This window comes from Actinomycetospora sp. CA-101289 (assembly GCF_050955895.1).
Lineage (GTDB): Bacteria > Actinomycetota > Actinomycetes > Mycobacteriales > Pseudonocardiaceae > Actinomycetospora.
Genome location: NZ_CP192093.1, coordinates 2,581,990 through 2,598,863 on the forward strand (window position 1 = coordinate 2,581,990; position 16,874 = coordinate 2,598,863).

Below are 16,874 nucleotides of genomic sequence, written 5' to 3' on the forward strand. Positions count from 1 at the left end.
GTCATGAACGGCTACGCGGGCAACAAGGACGACCACCTGCGGCGCCTGCGCCGGATCGAGGGCCAGGTCCGCGGCATCGCGAAGATGATCGAGGACGACAAGTACTGCATCGACGTGCTCACGCAGGTCTCGGCCGCGACCCACGCGCTGCAGAACGTCGCGCTCGGCCTGCTCGAGGAGCACATGGGCAGCTGCGTGGTCGACGCCGCGAAGGCCGGCGACGACGAGGCGGCCGAGAAGGTCCAGGAGGCCTCCGCGGCCATCGCCCGCCTCGTCCGTTCCTGAGTCCGGCCCCGGGTCAGGCGCGCGCGGGCGCGCCCTCCACACGGGCACGCAGCTCGGCGGCCAGCGCCTCGACACCGCCGAACCGGCGGTCGACGATCAGCTGGCCGACGATGCCCAGCACCACGGCGGGCCACTCCAGGAGCCCCGCGATCCCGACGCCGAGGTAGAGCCCGTAGAACAGCAGGCTGGTGGTCTCCGGGGTGTGCGCCCGCACCCAGGCGTGCACGGCCGCCTCGTCGCCGGCGTCGAGCGCGGCCAGCAGGCTGGGCGCGTCCTCGGGCTGCAGCTCGGCCTCCCCCGGCAGGGCCGGGGTGCGGGTGGGCGTGTCGGCGGGCACGGCGGCGAGGTGCGCGCGGCTCGGGGTGGTCGTGGCGGTGCCGTCGGCCATGGGGTGTCCTCCGGGAGTCGGCGAGGTGGACGGGCCGTGTCCGGGCCCTGTCCAGGCCTACCCACCCTAGGTCGGCCCACGCGCCCGAGGGGGCGGGAACCTCAGCCCGGGAAGATCCGGTCCAGGGCGTGGCGCCGTTCGGCGCGGTCGAGGCCGCGCAGGTCGGCGGGCCCGTGCTCGGTGACGACGACGTCGACGTCGTGGGACGCGGTGGTCACCGGCCGCGAGAGCCGATCGACGCGCGTCGACCGGCCGCGGTGCTCCGCGGCCAGCGCGATCACCGAGAGGCCGCGGACGGACCGGGTGGCCGCCGCCGCGTAGTCGGGGTGCCCGCCGATGCCCCCGACCAGCGCCGTCCGGGTGCCCTCCACGTTGACCTGGCCGTCGAGGTCGATCTCCACCGCGGTGTTCACCGACACCAGCGGCGGGTCCGCGGACAGACGCGAGGGGTCGTGGGTGTGCTCGATCCGGTGCACCACCGGGTGCCCGGCGCGCCCGCGCTCGTCGGCCCAGGCGTAGAGCTCCGGGCTCCCGACGAGGTAGGTGGCCACGGGGTCCGAGAGCAGCAGCCCGGCCCGGTCGAGGGCGACGACGCCGTCGCCGAGCAGCCCGGAGTCGGCGTGCACCCGCACCCCGGCCGCGCGCACCCCGTCCACCACCGCGGCCCCGAGCTGGCCCGGCGCCCACTGCAGCCGCACCCCGTCGGTGAGCAGGGCGGCGACGTGGCGCCCGATGGCCTCGTGCGCGGCGCTCGGGGCGCCCGCGGTGTGGACGTGCGGGCCGCCCGGGGCCTCGCCGAGCACGAACACCTGCGCGTCGGGCAACGGCGGCCCGGCCGTGGCGCGCGGCAGCTCGGGGTCGAGGACGACGGCCAGCGGCACCCCGAGGTCGATCACCGCCCGCACCCAGGAGGCCTCGGCGCCCAGGACGGGGCCGACCGGACCGGGCGCCGCGGCGAGGACCAGGAGGTCCGGGCGCAGCGGCCCGGCGACCAGCGCGGGGACGGCCGAGAGCCGCGCGGGCACCGGGCGGACGTGCCCGGCCTCGGCGGCGCGGCGCAGGCCCCAGCCGGGCATCACCGTGCGGGCGTCGGCGAAGGCGTCGAGGTCGAGCCCGTCGACGGGGCCGGGCAGCCAGCCGGTGAGCAGCCGCAGGTCGCCGCGCTCGCGGGCCAGGGCCGAGAGCGCGGGGTAGGCCGCGCGCGGGCTGCCGCAGCCGTCGGCAAGCGCGACCCGCGCCCCGGGCCGGGCAAGGCTCGCGAGGATTCCGCCGTCGAGCGCCATGCCCGCAGCATCGCTCACGGGCGGGCGGCGGCTCCCAGCACCCCGCGGGCGATGATCACCTGCTGGATCTGGCTGGTGCCCTCGTAGATCCGGAAGAGGCGGGCGTCGCGGTACATCCGCTCGACGGGCACGCCGCGCATGTAGCCCGCGCCGCCGTGCACCTGCACCGCGCGGTCGGCCACGCGACCCACCGCCTCGGAGCAGAAGTACTTGGCCGTCGACGGGCCCAGCGTGGTGTCCGATCCGTCGTCGTAGGCCCGCGCCGCCTCGCGGACCAGGGCCCGGCCGGCGTGCCAGTCGGTCACGGCGTCGGCCACGAGCCCCTGGACGAGCTGGTAGGCCGCGATCCGGTGCCCGCCCTGCTCGCGATCGGTGGCGAACGCGGTCATCTCGTGCACCAGGCGCGCGGCCATGCCCGTGCAGAGGGCGGCGATGTGCAACCGGCCGTGCGCGAGGCAGCGCATGGCGGTGACGAACCCGCGGTGCAGGCCCTGCTCGCCCCCGACCAGGTTCGCCGCCGGCACCCGGACGTCGTCGAGGTAGACCTCGCAGGTCCACGAGCCGCGCTGGCCCATCTTCGCGTCGTGCTCGGAGAACGAGACCCCGGCCGCGGACGTGGGGACGAGGAACGCGGAGATGCCCTTGGCGGGTGCCGCGTCCGGGTCGGTGCGCGCGAAGACCATGAGGACGTCCGCGAGCGGGGCGTTGGTGATCCAGCGCTTGGCCCCGGTGATCACCCACCCCTCGCCGTCCCGCACCGCCTTCGTGGTCAGCGACGAGGGGTCCGAGCCGGCGTCGGGCTCGGTGAGCGCGAACGACGCGACGACCTCGCCCGTCGCCAGGCGCGGCAGCCACTGTTCCTGCTGCTCGCGCGTGCCGCCGGTGAGCAGCACCTGCCCGGCGATGCCGTTGTTGGTGCCGAAGAGCGAGCGCAGCGACGGCGTGGTCCAGCCGAGCTCCATCGCGAGCTCGACCTCCTGCGCCATCGACAGGCCGATCCCGCCGAACTCCTCGGGGATCGCGAAGCCGTAGAGGCCCATCGCCTTGCACTGCTCGCGCAGCTTCTCGGGCACCTCGTCGGCGGCCTCGATGTCGTCCTCGCGGGGCACCACCTCGTCGCGGACGAACTCGCGCACCGAGGACAGGACGTCGGCGAAGTCATCGGCCTCCATGGCGCTCACGGTGTCACGTTCCGCGCCGCTCCGCCGTCCTCCCGGTGTCCGCCCGCCACGGCCCACCACGGCCCACCCCGGAGGTCCTCCCCATGGCCCGCATCCCGCTCGTCGCCCCGCGCGACGCCGGTCTCCTCGGCCGGCTCGCCTACCGGTACGCCGCCAAGCGCTTCGGCGACGTCCCCGAGCCCTTCGCCGCCCTGCGCCACCACCCCGGCCTGTTCTGGAGCTCGGCGATCGGCGAGTCGCTGATCGAGCGCGCCGCGACGGTGCTGCCGGCGCGGCTGCGTGACCTCGCCGTCTACCGCACGGCCACCCGCGTCGGCTGCTCGTGGTGCGTCGACTTCGGCGAGATGCTCTGGATCCGCCGCGGCCTCGACGCCGACCACCTGCGCCGCGCCGCCGCCGACGGCGCGCCCGACGACCCCGGCTTCGACGACGACGAGCGCGCCGTCATGGCCTACGCCGACGCGATGAGCGCCCAGCCGGTCGCGGTCACCGACGAGCAGGTCGCCGACCTCGACGCCCGCCTCGGGCACGCCGGCCTCGTCGAGCTCACCCACCTCGTGGCCGTCGAGAACCAGCGCGCCCGCGCCAACGCCGCCCTCGGCGTGCGCGCCCAGGGCTTCGCGGCGTCGTGCGAGGTGCCGGCGGCCGTCAGGTCGGTGCCGTCCCCGGGCTGAGCTTCTCCGGCGTCATGACCGCGTGCACCGCCCGCGCCCGGTCCCCGTCGACGGTCAGGACGACGACGATCGGGGCCGGCCCTGTCGGATCTGCGGGCACGAGCAGGCCCGCCTCGCCGTTGACGAGCACCGGCCGGGCCCCGGCCAGCATCTCCGGCCCGGCCTCCTGGACGAGCGCGACGAGGAAGCGCGCGATCTTGTCCGCGCCCACGACGACCCGCCGGGCGGCCTTGACGATCCCGCCGCCGTCGGTGCGCAGCGCGGCGTCGGGGTGCAGCAGGGCGACCAGGGCCGGCACGTCGGCGGCGGCCAGGGCGGCGACGACGGCGTCGAGCACCCGGCGCTGCTCGGGCTCCGGCACCGGGGCGGGCAGCTCGCCGTCCGCCGCCGCCCGGCGCACCTTCCGCCGGGCCCGCAGCGCGTGCTGGCGCACCGTGCCCGTGGGACAGTCGAGCACCGCGGCGACCTCGTCGAACCGGAGCCCGAGGGCGTCGTGCAGCACGACGGCCACCCGCTGGTCGGGCGTGAGGCGCTCGAGCACGAGCATCGTCGCCATCCGCACGTCGGCGGCCGCGACGACGGCGTCGAGCACGTCGTCGGCGCCGGTGGTCACCAGCGGCTCGGGCAGCCACGGGCCGACGTAGCGCTCGCGGCGCGCCGGCGCCGAGCGCACCTGGTCCAGGCACAGGCGCGCGACGGTGGTCGTCAGCCAGGCCCGGACGTCGCGGACCTCCGCCCGGCCCGCGGGGCCCAGGCGGTCCCAGCGCAGCCACGCGTCCTGGACGGCGTCCTCGGCGTCGGCACGCGACGCGGTGAGCCGGTAGCCGACGGCCAGCAGGTGGGCGCGGTGCTCGGCGAACGCTTCGGCGACGGTGTCGGCGCCCATCAGCCGAGCATCCCGCGCAGGGCGGCGGCGTAGTCCTCGAACGCCCGCCGGCCGGCGCCGGTGAGCGCCACCCACGTCACCGGCGTGCGGCCCTGGTGGGCCTTCGTGACCGTCACGTACCCGGCGTCCTCGAGCTTGCGCAGGTGGGTCGAGAGGTTGCCGGCGGTCATCTCGAGCAGCTGCTGGAGCCGGGGGAAGGTGATGCGGTCGTCGGTCGCGAGCGCGGCCAGCGCCACCGTCACCCGCAGCCGCGCCTGCGCGTGGATGACGGGGTCGAGCTCGGGCAGCGTCGCGGCGGGGTCGTCGCGCTGCTCGGTGCTCACGTCTGCCGCCCGCGCGCCCACGCCACCAGGGCGAGCACGACGAAGCCGCCCCCGCCGGCGAGGGACAGGACGAGGAAATTGGTGGGGTAGCCGACGATGATGCTCAGCGCGGCGGAGACCAGGATCCACACGCCCAGCACGTACTGGCCGCTGCCCGGCCACAGCAGCCCGCCGGCGAGGGTGAGCAGCCCGACGACGATCAGCGCGGAGCTCGACCAGATCAGCGAGATCGTCGTCGGCGCGACGCCGAGCCCGATCAGCTGGGAGTTGACGACGCCCAGGGTCGCGAAGGCGAGCGCCCAGCTCCCGCCGTAGCGGGTGGCGACCCGCCGCGTCGGCCCCTCCACCCCGTGGTGGCTGCGGACCAGCGCGGTCAGCATCGTGGCCACGGCCCCGACGACGGCCAGGGCGACGACCACGACGGTGGCCGGCGCGGGCAGCAGGCCGGGGCCGAGGGTGAGCCAGACGGCGCCGAACGCGACCACGTAGACGAGGCCCCAGGGCAGGAAGAGCGCGAGCGGGTGCGGGCGCAGCCGGCGCTGGGTGGTGCGGCGCTGGGCGTCGATGAGCGCCAGCGAGTCCTCCGGCGACAGGGCGTGGTCGGGGTCGTGCGTGGAGGCGGCCATGGTCTGCTCCTCAGGCTGGTCTTGCGTGCTGACGAGTTTGCAGGACAAACTCGTCGGTGTCGAGAGGAGCGGGCGGGCCCGTCAGCGCACGCCCCGCATCGCCCGCCGGATCAACGGCGTGAGCGCGACCAGGACGAGGCCCAGCACGATCGCCGCGGCGCCGGTGATGCCGAAGTAGGCGGCCTCGTGCTCGGGGGCATAGAAGCCCGCGAGCGTGCCGGAGAGCGCCGAGCCGAGCGAGATCGACAGGTAGAACAGCGCGACGGTGAGGTTGCGGAACGCGGCCGGCCCGATGCGGGTCGACAGGGAGAGCCCGACCGGCGAGAGGTTGAGCTCGGCCAGCGCGAAGACCAGCAGGATCAGGACGACCGCGAGCACCGGGGTCGTGTTGCCGACGCCGCCGGCCCAGGGCAGGAACAGCAGGAACGCGAGGCCCATGCCGCCCGCGCCGATGGCGAACTTGGCCGGGGTGGAGGGCGCCCGCTGGCCCAGCTTCGTCCACAGCACCGCGAACACCGGCGCGAGGACGATCACCCAGAACGGCTCGATCGAGTTCACCCAGTTGACCGGCATCTCCCAGCCGAACAGGTTCCGGTCCAGCCGCTCGTCGGAGTACAGCTCGACGACGGTGAACTGCTGCTGGAACAGCGACCAGAACACCACGCTGCCCAGCCACAACGGGATGAAGGCGCGCACGCGGCTGCGCTCGTCGCCGTCGGTCTTGGGGCTCGTCAGCATGATCGCGAAGATCACCACCGCGATCACCGCGACGACGATCGCCACGCTCGTCGAGAGCGTCGCGGCGGACAGGACGCCGGTCAGGAAGCCGACGGCGACGAGCACCACGACGGCGACCGCGCCGACGAGGGGCCGCACCCAGGCCCCGGGCGGGAGGGGGTCGGGCACGACCGCGGCGCTCGACGGCAGGCTCCGGCGCCCCAGCGTGTAGATCACCAGGCCGAGCGCCATGCCGGCCGCCGCGAGGCCGAAGGCCCAGTGGAAGCCCACGAGGTCCTGGGTGAGGCCCGTGAGCAGCGGACCGACGAGCGCGCCGATGTTGACGCCCATGTAGAAGATCGAGAAGCCGGCGTCGACGCGCGGGTCGTCACGGGCGTAGAGCGAGCCGACCACCGTCGTGGCCGAGGTCTTCACCCCGCCGCTGCCCAGGGCGACCAGGACGAGCCCGACCGCGACGCCGGTGATCCCCGGCAGCACCGCGAGCGCGACGTGCCCCGCCATGACCGCGATCGCGGAGAAGAAGAGCGTGCGCTCGGCCCCGAGCAGCCGGTCGGCGACCCACGCGCCCACGACGGCCGCGAGGTACACGAGGCCGCCGTAGGCGCCGATGACGCTCGTGGCGGAGGCCTTCGGGAAGCCCAGGCCGCCCTCGGTCGCGGCGTAGTACAGGTAGTACGCCATGACGGTCTGCATCCCGTAGAACGAGAAGCGCTCCCAGAGCTCGACCGAGAACAGGCTGCCGAGCGCGAGCGGGTGACCGAAGAAGCGCCGATCGGTCGAGGGCCCGGTGTCGGCGGTGGGCGTCGTCGTCACGCAGAGCAGGGTGCCCCTCGCGCAGCGCGACCGCCAGGCGTGTCATCGAGACTTGACCGGGGTGAGACCGCCGTTCGTGTCGACAGCGGGGCACGAACCGGGCACGCTGCGCCACCAACGCGCGACGCCGCGGCCGCGCAGGGGGAGGTGGCACGTGTACGTCCAGAACGACACCCCGCTCGGCGGGTCGCTGGCCCTGAGCTCGCTCGTGGCCGTGCTCCCGTTGCTGACGCTGTTCGTGCTGCTCGGGGGCCTGCGGGTCCGGGCCTGGCTGGCCGCGCTGGTCGGCCTCGCCGTGGCGCTGCTCGTCGCGATCCTGGCCTACGGCATGCCGGTCTCCCAGGCGTTGCTCGCCGGCACCGAGGGCGCAGTGTTCGGCTTCTTCCCGATCCTCTGGATCGTGATCAACGCGCTCTGGATCTACCAGATGACCGTCTCGACCGGGCAGTTCGACGTGCTGCGGCGGTCGTTCGGGTCGGTCTCGGACGACCAGCGGGTCCAGGCCGTGATCATCGCCTTCTGCTTCGGCGCGCTGCTCGAGGCACTCGCGGGCTTCGGCACCCCGGTGGCGATCTGCACGGTCATGCTCATCGCCCTGCGGTTCAGCCCGCTCAAGGCCGCGGTGGTGGCGCTGGTGGCCAACACGGCGCCCGTCGCGTTCGGGGCCATCGCCGTGCCGATCACCACGCTGGCGCAGGTCACCGGGCTGCCCGAGGAGGCCCTCGGGGCGATGGTCGGGCGCCAGACCCCGATCCTCGCGGTGTTCGTGCCGTTCGTCCTCGTCTTCCTCGTCGACGGGGCCCGGGGCCTGCGGGAGACCTGGCCGGTGGCGCTCGTCGCCGGGCTGGTCTTCGGTGTCGCGCAGTACGTGACGTCCAACTTCATCTCGCTCGCGCTCACCGACATCGTCGCGGCGCTGCTCTCGGCGGGCGCGGTGGTGCTGCTCGTGCGCATCCGGCCGCCGCGCCGCGCGGAGGTCCCGGCGGACGCGCCGCAGGACACCCGGGAGACGGTGAGCGTGTCCTCCGGCGGCGGGGGAGACGGCGGGTCCGGTGGCGCCTCGTCCACCGACGCCCCGACGGGCTCCGACCACGACGACCACACGCGGGACAGCCGCCGCGACGTGGTCCTCGCCTACGCGCCCTACCTGATCATCATCCTGCTGTTCTCCCTCCAGCAGATCCCGTTCATCGACGACGCCCTGGGCGCCACGACGACGAAGTTCAACTGGCCGGGGCTGAACGTCGTGACCGAGGCCGGCAAGCCGGTGTCGACGCAGGCGTTCACGCTGAACTGGCTGGAGTCCGCGGGCACGATCCTGCTCTTCGCCGGGATCCTCACGGCGCTGGTCCTGCGCGTGCGGCCTGCGGTGGCCGTCGCGGCCTACGGGCGCGTGCTCGTGCAGCTGCGCACGGCGATCGTCACCGTGATGGCGGTCCTGGCGCTGGCCTACGTCATGAACACCTCGGGGCAGACGCTGACCCTCGGCGGCCTGCTCGCGGGCACCGGGGCCTTCTTCGCGGTGCTCTCCCCGGTGCTGGGCTGGCTCGGCGTCGCGGTGACGGGCTCGGACACCTCGGCCAACTCGCTGTTCGGCTCGCTGCAGGTCACGGCCGCGCGGGGCGCGGGTCTCGACCCGATCCTGCTGGCCGCGGCCAACAGCTCCGGGGGCGTGCTCGGCAAGATGGTCTCGCCCCAGAACCTGGCCATCGCGGCGTCGGCGGTGGCGATGAGCGGGCGCGAGGGGGAGATCTTCCGCAAGGTGCTGGTGTGGAGCCTCGTGTTCCTGGCGGGCATGTGCGTGCTGGTGCTGCTGCAGTCGACGCCCGTGCTCGGCTGGATGGTCGTGGCGGGCTGAGCACGCGGAGTAGCGAGCCGAACCGTTCGGCGACTCTTCACCCGGACGGTGCTCGGGGCCGGGGTTCGCGGGGCACCTGGTGGGATGATCGCCCGGGAAGCCGTACGGGCGCGCGGAGGGGTGCATGGATCCGGTCCTGATCATCGTCGTGGTCGCCGCCGTGGTGCTGGTGCTCGGGGTCGTGCTGGTGGTCATCGCCCGCAGCCGGTCCCGGTCACGGCGGGCGGCGCTGCGCAGCCAGTTCGGCGACGAGTACGAGCGCGTGGTCGGCGAGTACGGCCAGCGCGACGGCGAGCGCGAGCTGCGTGCGCGGCTCAAGCGACGCCGCGAGATCGAGGTCCGCGAGCTCGAGGGCTCCGAGCGCGACCGGTTCGGCCAGGCGTGGGACTCGGCGCAGTCGGCGTTCGTCGAGCAGCCCTCGACGGGGCTGCGGGACGCGGACCTGCTGGTCCAGCAGGTGATGCGCGAGCGCGGCTACCCCACCGAGCGCTTCGAGGAGCGCGCCAAGATGATCTCGGTGGACCACCCGGACCTCGTCGAGCGCTACCGCTCGGCCCACCGCACGGCCACCGAGCTCGAGGACGGCTCCCCGGACACCGAGGACATGCGCCAGGCGATGGTCGACCACCGGTACCTGTTCGACGCCCTGCTCGGGGGCGGCGACGCCAACCGCACCCGCCGGCTGTGAGTGCTCCGCACCAGGCGCGCGGCCAGTCCCGCGTCCTCAAGGACCGCTACGAGCTGCGCGAGCTGATCGGCCGCGGCGGCATGGCCGAGGTCCACCGTGCGGTCGACCTCGAGCTGGGCCGCACGGTGGCGGTCAAGCTGCTGCCCGCCGAGCACCGCGGCGACGCCGAGTTCGGCGGGCGCCTGCGCGACGAGGCCCGGGCGGCGGCGTCGATCGACCACCCGTCGGTCGTCGCCGTGCACGACGTCGGGTTCGCCGGCGGCGACAGCGGCGAGGTCTTCGTCGTCATGGAGTGCGTCGACGGTCGCACGCTGCGCCAGGAGCTCCAGGCGCGGGGCCGGCTCGACCCGGGCGAGGCAGCGGCGGTGCTGGTGCCGGTGTGTGAGGCGCTCGCCGCGGCCCACGACCGCGGGATCGTGCACCGCGACGTCAACCCGGGCAACATCATGCGCTGCCACGACGGCCCGGTGAAGCTCATGGACTTCGGCATCGCCCGCGTCGCGGACGTCGAGGGGTTCACGGGCACCGGGGTGGTCATGGGCACTGCGGCCTACCTCTCGCCCGAGCAGGTGCGCTGCGAGCCGCTCGACGGGCGCTCCGACCTCTACGCCGTGGGCTGCACGCTCTACGAGCTGCTCACGGGACAGCCGCCTTTCCGCGGGCCGAGCTCGGTCGAGGTCGCCTCGCAGCGGCTGCGCGAGCTGCCCGTCCCGCCGCGGGAGATCGTGCGGGACCTCTCGCCCGACCTCGACGCCGTGGTGCTGCGGGCGCTGGCGATGGAGCCGGCGATGCGCCACCACGACGCCCGCGAGCTGGCGAACGACCTGCGGCGCTTCGCGGCGGCCGACCCCACCGCGCGCACCGCGGTGGTGCCCGGCCAGCGGGCGTCGGGGGACTCCGGCGGCACCGGGGCCGGCGCGGGCGGTGGCGGTCGCGTGGCGGCGACCCGCCCCCAGGACGTGCCCGACACCGGCCCCGGAGCCGGCGAGCGCAACCCCTGGTCGGCGATCCGGGTCCTCGGCATCACGCTCGTGGTGCTCGCCGTGCTGGCGCTCGCGGGCGCCGCGACGCTGCTGGCTCTGCGCTAGCCGGGCTGGCCGATCCGCCGCAGGGACAGGCGCCCGTCGGCGGGGCCCGTGGTGGCCCACGCCCCCGAGGCCACCGTCCAGGTCTGCCCGTCGTAGGTGACGCTCTCGAGCGACAGGCGCTCGCCGTGCGCCACGAGCCAGGTGGCGATGGCCCACCCCTGCTCGGCCGGCTGCTCGCCCGAAAGGCGCGTGGTGCCGAGCTCGCTGCTCGCGAGCGCCGCGACCGGCGCCGCCGACGCGTCCTCCGGCGCGGTCGCGGGCAGGTCGGCACAGGTCCACGACCCGGGCGCCTGCCCGAGCAGCGACACGGCCATGAGGCGGGCCTCGGGCTCGTGGTCGGCGTAGGCCTCGGGGAAGCCGCTGCGCTGCACGGCCTGCGCGGCGACGGTGACGTCCATGGAGGGCCAGCCCGGGATCTGCAGCAGGCCCTCGTAGAAGGCGGTGGTGCTGGCGACGGGGTCGAGGATCTCGTCCTCGGTGCCCCAGCCCTGGCTCGGGCGCTGCTGGAACAGGCCGAGGGAGTCGCGGTCGCCGTAGTCGAGGTTGACCAGTCCCGACTCCTGGATCGCGGTGGCCAGGGCGATCGTCACCGCGCGGTCGGGGACGCCGAGGCGCCGCCCGACGCCGACGATCGTCGCGGCGCTGTCGGCCTGCTCGGGGGACAGCGTCCAGGTCGCGGGCAGCCCGGGGGAGTCGGGCGGCGCGGTGATCGTGCAGCGCGGCCGGGCGCTCGGGCCGCTGTCGGCGAGCAGCACGATCAGCGTGATCACCAGCGCGAGGACGGCGAGGACCGCGACGACCGCCACCGCGAGGCGCGCCCGGGCGGCGACGACCGGGGAGCTCAGGGCCGGCCTCCCTCGACCGCCGCGGGGACGCCCATGTCCGCGCGGTGCCGGGCGACGGCGTCGACCACGTCGGTGAGGAACCGGGTCACGAGGGCCAGCTGGTCGGGGGAGTAGTCGGCGACGACGGCGTCGAGGCGCGCGGCGAGCGGGCCGAACCAGGCGCGCCCGACGTCGGCACCCGCGGGGTCGTGGTGCAGCGTGACGCGGCGCCGGTCGACGTCGTCGCGGACGCGGTGCAGGTGGCCGAGGCGCTCGAGCCGGTCGACGGCCGCGGTCGTGGCGCCGGAGGACAGCCCGACCTCCTCGCCGAGCCGCCCCGGGGTCAGCGCGGCGCCCGCCCGCTCGGCGCGCAGCACGGCGAGCAGGGCCTGGGCGTCGGTGCGGTGCAGCCCCTGCCCCGCGGCGAACGCCTGCCCGAGCCGCCCGGCCTCGTCGGCGTAGGCCTGGAGCAGGTCGACGAGGTGCTCACGCGCCTCCCGGTCACCGTCGGTCACACCGTGCAGCCTAGCCGCGTCCGGGGTAATCTCGACCGTCGAGAGGTTCGATGATGGAGGAGAACGATGACCGCGACCGTGTCCGCGCCCACCACGAGGCCCACCGCCGCCGACCACGTCCGGTCGGTCGCGCTCCTGCTGGGCGCGGTGCTGCAGATCGTCGTGGGCGGGCTCGGCGGGTCGGGGGCGCTGGGCCTGTCGGTGGGCCAGGTGGCGCAGGAGAACACCACCGTGGTCATGCCCGCGCCGGCCGCGTTCTCGATCTGGGGCCCGATCTACGCCGCGATCCTGCTGCTCGCGGTGCGCCAGGTGCTGCCCGGCCAGCCCGGGCGGGCGGTGCACCGGGCGACGGGGTGGTGGCTGGTGGCGTCGACGGTGTTCAACGCGGGCTGGATCCTCGCGTTCTCGGCGCAGGCGGTGGTACTGGCCCAGGTGATCATCGTCGCGCTGCTCGTGGTGCTGGCCGCCGCGCTGGCGCAGCTCACGCGCCTGCCGGCCTCGGGAGTCGCCGACCGCCTGCTGCTCCACGGCCCCGTCGGCCTCTACGCGGGCTGGGTGAGCGTGGCCACCGTCGTCGGCGCGGCCACCACCGGCACGTTCCTCGGCGCCCCGGGCACGGGCGGCGTGGCGACGGTGCTGGGCGCGCTCGTGCTGCTGGTCACCGGCGCGATCGCCGCCGCCGTGGTGGCCCGGGGCCCCGGAGCGCTGCCCTACGCGGCGTCCGTGGTCTGGGCGCTCGCCGCGATCGTGGTGATGGGCCCGCCCTTCGCCGTGGTCGTCGCGGCCCTGGTGGCCCTCGTGGCGGTCCTGGCCGTGGCCGTGCGCCGCGTACTCGTCGCCCCGCCCGGCCGCCGCGTCCCCGCCGCCTTCGGCTGACCGTTCACGGCGCACGGGTTGTGCCAGCCTGGGGGCCACGCTGGCGATCCAACACAGCACGCCGATAGGGCCAGGAAATCCCCCACGATCACGGTCAGGCCGCCGGCCCCGGGGTACGCCGTCCTCGATCCACCCGCCCCGACCAGAGGACCCCGTGACGCTCCCCGACGATCTCACCGCACTCCTGCGCCGCCCCGCGCCCTGCTTCATCAGCACCCTGATGCCCGACGGCTCGCCGCAGATGACGCAGACGTGGGTCGACACCGACGGCGACCACATCCTGATCAACACCGTCGAGAGCCACCAGAAGGTCCGCAACATCGCCCGCGACCCCCGCGTCGCGCTCAACGTCGCCGACCCCGACCGGCCGGCTCGCTACTTCGGCGTCCGGGGCCGCGTGATCGACCGGACGACCGAGGGCGGCGACGCCCACATCGACGCGCTCTCGCAGCGCTACCTGGGTCGCCCGTACCCGGCGTTCGGCGGACCGGACCAGGTGCGCGTGATCCTCACCATCGCGGCCGACCGCATCACGAACATCGGGTACTGAGCCGCCTGTGCTGGTCTGGCTGGTCCGTGTCGTGGCCGTGGTGTGGATCGGCACCCTGCTCGTCGTCGCGATCGGGACCTACGCCCCGCGCCTGCCGGTGCTCGGGTTCCTCGGCTCCTTCGTCACCGGCCAGTACCCGCTGCACGCCGCGCTCGCGGCCCTCGTCGGCGTCGGGCTCGGCGCGCTGGCGTGGGGCGCCGGGTCACCCCGGGTCGGCGGGGTCCTCGGCGCGCTCGCGCTGGCCGCGACGGTCGCCCTCGCCGGCGTGCTGGTCGGCCAGGGCCGGGTCGCGGGTGCCGAGGGCGCGTCCGTCGACTGGTGGCAGGCCCTCACCGTCGTCGGCCAGCCCGACGGGCACCCCGACCGCACGGAGCAGTACGGCGTCGACGAGCTCGGCCGGCCCCTGTCCCTCGACCTCTACCGCCCCGCGGGCCCCGGGCCGCACCCCGTCGTCGTCTGGGTGCACGGCGGCAGCTGGGTCCGCGGGGAGCGCGACGACCGCACCGCGCTCAACCGCTGGCTCGCCGACCGGGGGTTCGCGGTGGTCTCCGTCGAGTACCGCCTCCCGCCGCCCGCGCCGGTGGGGGAGGGCCAGCGCCGGGACGTCGCCGCGGCGATGGCGTGGGCCGTCGCGCACGCCGCCGAGGAGGACCTCGACCCGCAGCGCCTCGTGCTCGCCGGCCAGTCCGCGGGCGCGACCCTCGCCCTGAGCTCCGCGGCCGGGGTGCTCGCCGGCGAGTACGACGTGCCGCGCCCGCGGGCGGTCGTGGCGTACTACCCGGTCACCGACCTGCGCCGGATCGACCGGTCGCTGCAGGACGCGGTGCTCGGCGGGGCGGCGGCCGAGCACGACGCGGCCGTGCGCGCGGGCTCCCCGGCCGACCTCGTGCGCCCCGACCTGCCGCCGACGCTGCTGGTGCTCGGGTCGGCCGACCACTTCGTCTTCCCCGACCTCGTGCTCGCCTACGACCGGGCGCTGCGCGACGCCGGCGTGCCCGGCAGGCTCCTCGAGGTGCCGCACGCCGACCACGTCTTCGACTACCCGTTCGGCAGCCCGGGCGCCCAGGCGACCCGCCCCGCCGTCGCCGCGTTCCTCGCCGAGCAGGTGGGGGTGCGGGCGCGGTGAGGGTCGAGCAGGTCGCCGACGACGTGCACCTGGTGCGCGCCGCCGCCGTGAACTGGGTGCTCGTCGACGACGGCCACGCCGTGACCCTGATCGACGGCGGCTACCCCGCGGACGCCGCGGCGGTCGAGGCCTCGCTCGCCGCGATCGGGCGGGCGCCGGGCGACGTCGTCGCCGCGCTCGTCACCCACGCCCACGTCGACCACATCGGGGGCCTCGCGCCGCTGGCCGCGCGCCACGGGTTCCCGGTGCTCACCGGGGAGACCGAGGCCCGCCACGCCCGTCGCGAGTTCCTCGAGCAGGCCACGCCCGCCGACGTCGCCCGCCAGGCCTGGCGCCCGCGGGTGCTCGCCTGGGCGGCGACGATCGCGCGGCTCGGGGCCCTGCGGTCGGTGAGCGTGCCGACGGCCACCGCCCTCCCGGACCCGCCCCTCGACCTCCCCGGCGCCCCCGTCCCCGTCGCCACCCCCGGGCACACGAGCGGCCACACCGCCTACCTGCTCCCCGGCGCCGGCGTGCTCGTCAGCGGCGACGCGCTGGCCACCGGCCACCCGACCACCGCCCGCACCGGCCCCCAGCGCCTCCCGGCGTTCTTCGACCACGACACGGCCCGGGCCGAGGCCGCGCTCGACACCCTCGCGGCCCTCGACGCCGCCGTCCTCCTGCCCGGACACGGCCCGGCGTGGCGCGGGACGCCGGCCGAGGCGGTGGCGCGGGCGAGGTCGTAGCGAGACGCCCCGGCGAGCTGGTGGACTGCCCGACATGACCGATCGGGGGACGCAGGACGTCGGGACCACGGACACGCAGGAGCCGCGGCGCCGCTGGAGCATCGTCGGCCCGGGCATCGTCGTCGCAGCCACGGGCGTCGGCGCCGGCGACCTCGTCGCCACGCTCGTCGCCGGCTCCGAGTACGGCTACACGCTGCTGTGGGCGGTGGTGCTCGGCGTCGTCGTCAAGGTCGCGCTGGCCGAGGCGACGGGACGCTGGCACCTCGCCACCGGCTCGACGATCTTCGCGGGCTGGCGCTCGCTCGGGCCGTGGACGACGGTGTACTTCGTCGTCTACGTCGTGATCTGGGGCTTCGTCTACGGCGCGACGGCCATGACGTCGTCGGCGCTGCCGCTGGCGGCGATGTTCGGCGGCTCGATCCCCGCCTGGGGCATCCCGTGCGGGCTGCTCGGGCTGGTGCTCGTGTGGTTCGGCTCGTACCGGTTCTTCGAGAAGATCATGACGGTGCTGGTCGGCGTCATGTTCGTCGTCGTGGTGGGTCTCGCGATCCTCGTGGTGCCGGACGTCCCGGCGATGCTGGCGGGGCTGCTGCCGACGCTGCCGACGGGCTCGGGGATCTACACGCTGGGCCTGGTCGGCGGCGTCGGCGGCACGGTGACCATGGCCGCGTACGGGTACTGGGTGAACGCCAAGGGCTGGCGCGACAGCTCATGGATGCGGGTGATGCGCCTGGACAACCGCGTCGCCTACATCACCACCGGGATCTTCGTCGCCGCCATGCTCGTGGTCGGCGCGGAGCTGCTGTACACGGCGAACATCGCGCTGGTCGAGAGCGACCGCGGCCTGCTCGACCTCGACGCGATCCTCGCCCAGCGCTTCGGGCCGGTGATCGCGACGCTGTTCCTCGTCGGCTTCTTCGCGACGTCGTTCTCGTCGCTGCTCGGGGTGTGGCAGGGCGTGAGCCTGCTGGTCACCGACTTCGTCCGCACCCGCCGCGAGGCCGTCGCCACCACGCCCGAGGAGCTGGCCGCCGCCGGCCAGCTCTCCGACGACGCCCACCGCAGCACCCCGTACCGCGCCTACCTGTTGTGGCTGACGTTCCCGCCGATGGCGCTGCTGTTCCTCGGGCGCCCGTTCGCGCTCGTGGTGGCCTACGGCGCGCTCGGGGCGTTCTTCATGCCGTTCCTCGCCGTGACGCTGCTGTGGTTGCTGGGCGGGCGCCGGACGCCGCGCGAGTGGCGCAACGGGTGGCTCTCGACGACCCTGCTCATCGGCTCGGCGCTGCTGTTCTTCGGGCTGTGCGCGTCGGAGCTGGTGGACCTGTTCGGCTAGGTCCATGTGAGCGATGTTCGCGGCTATCGCCGAGAAGATCGCTCACGTAGGGGTCCGAAGGCGGACTCCGATGGCACGCACATGCCGCGGCTAC

Annotated in this window: 19 protein-coding genes; 10 read left to right on the forward strand and 9 right to left on the reverse strand. The window is 75.2% G+C overall.

Features of this window, described 5'->3' with window-relative positions; all coding sequences use genetic code 11:
* Positions 1–3 precede the first annotated feature (3 nt).
* Positions 4–285 carry a metal-sensitive transcriptional regulator gene (locus tag ACQPX6_RS12840; protein WP_433787704.1) on the forward strand — a complete coding sequence of 94 codons (282 nt, stop codon included), beginning with the start codon at positions 4–6 and terminating at the stop codon, positions 283–285.
* A gap of 13 nt (positions 286–298) precedes the next feature.
* Here ACQPX6_RS12840 and ACQPX6_RS12845 read toward each other — a convergent pair whose 3' ends face one another.
* The 3 genes from ACQPX6_RS12845 to ACQPX6_RS12855 form a co-directional block, all read right to left on the reverse strand.
* Positions 299–673 (reverse strand): hypothetical protein, encoded by a 375-nt coding sequence (locus tag ACQPX6_RS12845; RefSeq protein ID WP_433787705.1) that lies wholly within the window; start codon positions 671–673, stop codon positions 299–301.
* A gap of 101 nt (positions 674–774) precedes the next feature.
* Positions 775–1,974, reverse strand: coding sequence for an acetyl-CoA hydrolase/transferase C-terminal domain-containing protein (locus ACQPX6_RS12850; protein ID WP_433787706.1), 1,200 nt, complete (start codon positions 1,972–1,974; stop codon positions 775–777).
* Positions 1,971–3,128, reverse strand: coding sequence for an acyl-CoA dehydrogenase family protein (locus ACQPX6_RS12855; protein WP_433788256.1), 1,158 nt, complete (start codon positions 3,126–3,128; stop codon positions 1,971–1,973). Before ACQPX6_RS12855 ends, ACQPX6_RS12850 begins: the two co-directional genes overlap by 4 nt.
* A 92-nt stretch (positions 3,129–3,220) precedes the next feature.
* Here ACQPX6_RS12855 and ACQPX6_RS12860 point away from each other — a divergent pair, with 92 nt between their 5' ends.
* On the forward strand, positions 3,221–3,811 hold the full coding sequence (locus ACQPX6_RS12860) for a carboxymuconolactone decarboxylase family protein (protein WP_433787707.1): 591 nt from the start codon (positions 3,221–3,223) through the stop codon (positions 3,809–3,811).
* On the opposite strand, the gene sigJ is transcribed toward ACQPX6_RS12860, so the two are convergent.
* The 4 genes from sigJ to ACQPX6_RS12880 form a co-directional block, all read right to left on the reverse strand.
* Positions 3,786–4,697, reverse strand: a complete 912-nt coding sequence (sigJ, locus tag ACQPX6_RS12865; protein ID WP_433787708.1) for an RNA polymerase sigma factor SigJ — start codon at positions 4,695–4,697, stop codon at positions 3,786–3,788. The genes ACQPX6_RS12860 and sigJ overlap by 26 nt on opposite strands.
* Positions 4,697–4,984 carry a winged helix-turn-helix domain-containing protein gene (locus ACQPX6_RS12870; RefSeq protein ID WP_433788257.1) on the reverse strand — a complete coding sequence of 96 codons (288 nt, stop codon included), beginning with the start codon at positions 4,982–4,984 and terminating at the stop codon, positions 4,697–4,699. The genes sigJ and ACQPX6_RS12870 overlap by 1 nt, the downstream gene beginning before the upstream one ends.
* Before the next feature lie 32 nt (positions 4,985–5,016).
* Positions 5,017–5,646 carry a hypothetical protein gene (locus ACQPX6_RS12875; RefSeq protein ID WP_433787709.1) on the reverse strand — a complete coding sequence of 210 codons (630 nt, stop codon included), beginning with the start codon at positions 5,644–5,646 and terminating at the stop codon, positions 5,017–5,019.
* Positions 5,647–5,727: 81 nt separating this feature from the next.
* Positions 5,728–7,197: a peptide MFS transporter gene (locus tag ACQPX6_RS12880; RefSeq protein ID WP_433787710.1), complete on the reverse strand. Its 1,470-nt coding sequence runs from the start codon at positions 7,195–7,197 to the stop codon at positions 5,728–5,730.
* A 154-nt stretch (positions 7,198–7,351) separates the two neighbouring features.
* Between ACQPX6_RS12880 and ACQPX6_RS12885 the strand changes: the two genes are divergently transcribed.
* The 3 genes from ACQPX6_RS12885 (at position 7,352) to ACQPX6_RS12895 (ending at position 10,831) form a co-directional block, all read left to right on the forward strand.
* Positions 7,352–9,055 carry an L-lactate permease gene (locus tag ACQPX6_RS12885; protein ID WP_433787711.1) on the forward strand — a complete coding sequence of 568 codons (1,704 nt, stop codon included), beginning with the start codon at positions 7,352–7,354 and terminating at the stop codon, positions 9,053–9,055.
* Between the two features lie 124 nt (positions 9,056–9,179).
* On the forward strand, positions 9,180–9,743 hold the full coding sequence (locus tag ACQPX6_RS12890) for a hypothetical protein (protein WP_433787712.1): 564 nt from the start codon (positions 9,180–9,182) through the stop codon (positions 9,741–9,743).
* Positions 9,740–10,831, forward strand: a complete 1,092-nt coding sequence (locus tag ACQPX6_RS12895) for a protein kinase domain-containing protein (RefSeq protein WP_433787713.1) — start codon at positions 9,740–9,742, stop codon at positions 10,829–10,831. The genes ACQPX6_RS12890 and ACQPX6_RS12895 overlap by 4 nt, the downstream gene beginning before the upstream one ends.
* On the opposite strand, the gene ACQPX6_RS12900 is transcribed toward ACQPX6_RS12895, so the two are convergent.
* Both ACQPX6_RS12900 and ACQPX6_RS12905 read right to left on the reverse strand, forming a co-directional pair.
* The gene (locus tag ACQPX6_RS12900; protein ID WP_433787714.1) at positions 10,828–11,637 is read right to left on the reverse strand and encodes a hypothetical protein; all 810 of its coding nucleotides are present in this window, start codon (positions 11,635–11,637) and stop codon (positions 10,828–10,830) included. The genes ACQPX6_RS12895 and ACQPX6_RS12900 overlap by 4 nt on opposite strands.
* A gap of 35 nt (positions 11,638–11,672) precedes the next feature.
* A complete protein-coding gene (locus ACQPX6_RS12905) occupies positions 11,673–12,170 on the reverse strand; it encodes a MarR family winged helix-turn-helix transcriptional regulator (RefSeq protein ID WP_433787715.1) in 498 nt (165 codons plus the stop codon).
* A gap of 66 nt (positions 12,171–12,236) precedes the next feature.
* Here ACQPX6_RS12905 and ACQPX6_RS12910 point away from each other — a divergent pair, with 66 nt between their 5' ends.
* From ACQPX6_RS12910 to ACQPX6_RS12930, 5 genes are all read left to right on the forward strand, one after another.
* Positions 12,237–13,046 carry a hypothetical protein gene (locus tag ACQPX6_RS12910; RefSeq protein ID WP_433787716.1) on the forward strand — a complete coding sequence of 270 codons (810 nt, stop codon included), beginning with the start codon at positions 12,237–12,239 and terminating at the stop codon, positions 13,044–13,046.
* A gap of 154 nt (positions 13,047–13,200) precedes the next feature.
* The gene (locus tag ACQPX6_RS12915) at positions 13,201–13,596 is read left to right on the forward strand and encodes a PPOX class F420-dependent oxidoreductase (protein ID WP_433787717.1); all 396 of its coding nucleotides are present in this window, start codon (positions 13,201–13,203) and stop codon (positions 13,594–13,596) included.
* A 7-nt stretch (positions 13,597–13,603) separates the two neighbouring features.
* Positions 13,604–14,722 (forward strand): alpha/beta hydrolase, encoded by a 1,119-nt coding sequence (locus tag ACQPX6_RS12920; RefSeq protein ID WP_433787718.1) that lies wholly within the window; start codon positions 13,604–13,606, stop codon positions 14,720–14,722.
* On the forward strand, positions 14,719–15,447 hold the full coding sequence (locus tag ACQPX6_RS12925) for an MBL fold metallo-hydrolase (RefSeq protein WP_433787719.1): 729 nt from the start codon (positions 14,719–14,721) through the stop codon (positions 15,445–15,447). The genes ACQPX6_RS12920 and ACQPX6_RS12925 overlap by 4 nt, the downstream gene beginning before the upstream one ends.
* Positions 15,448–15,481: 34 nt before the next feature.
* Positions 15,482–16,780 (forward strand): Nramp family divalent metal transporter, encoded by a 1,299-nt coding sequence (locus ACQPX6_RS12930; protein ID WP_433787720.1) that lies wholly within the window; start codon positions 15,482–15,484, stop codon positions 16,778–16,780.
* The last annotated feature ends 94 nt before the right edge of the window (positions 16,781–16,874 follow it).

Excerpts from the sequence above, each read along its gene's own strand:
- ACQPX6_RS12930 (WP_433787720.1), top strand. The coding sequence starts at position 15,482 with ATGACCGATCGGGGGACGCAGGACGTCGGGACCACGGACACGCAGGAG.
- ACQPX6_RS12840 (WP_433787704.1), top strand. The coding sequence starts at position 4 with ATGAACGGCTACGCGGGCAACAAGGACGACCACCTGCGGCGCCTGCGC.
- ACQPX6_RS12855 (WP_433788256.1), bottom strand. The coding sequence starts at position 3,128 with ATGGAGGCCGATGACTTCGCCGACGTCCTGTCCTCGGTGCGCGAGTTC.
- ACQPX6_RS12845 (WP_433787705.1), bottom strand. The coding sequence starts at position 673 with ATGGCCGACGGCACCGCCACGACCACCCCGAGCCGCGCGCACCTCGCC.
- ACQPX6_RS12875 (WP_433787709.1), bottom strand. The coding sequence starts at position 5,646 with ATGGCCGCCTCCACGCACGACCCCGACCACGCCCTGTCGCCGGAGGAC.
- ACQPX6_RS12860 (WP_433787707.1), top strand. The coding sequence starts at position 3,221 with ATGGCCCGCATCCCGCTCGTCGCCCCGCGCGACGCCGGTCTCCTCGGC.
- ACQPX6_RS12890 (WP_433787712.1), top strand. The coding sequence starts at position 9,180 with ATGGATCCGGTCCTGATCATCGTCGTGGTCGCCGCCGTGGTGCTGGTG.
- sigJ (WP_433787708.1), bottom strand. The coding sequence starts at position 4,697 with ATGGGCGCCGACACCGTCGCCGAAGCGTTCGCCGAGCACCGCGCCCAC.
- ACQPX6_RS12910 (WP_433787716.1), top strand. The coding sequence starts at position 12,237 with ATGACCGCGACCGTGTCCGCGCCCACCACGAGGCCCACCGCCGCCGAC.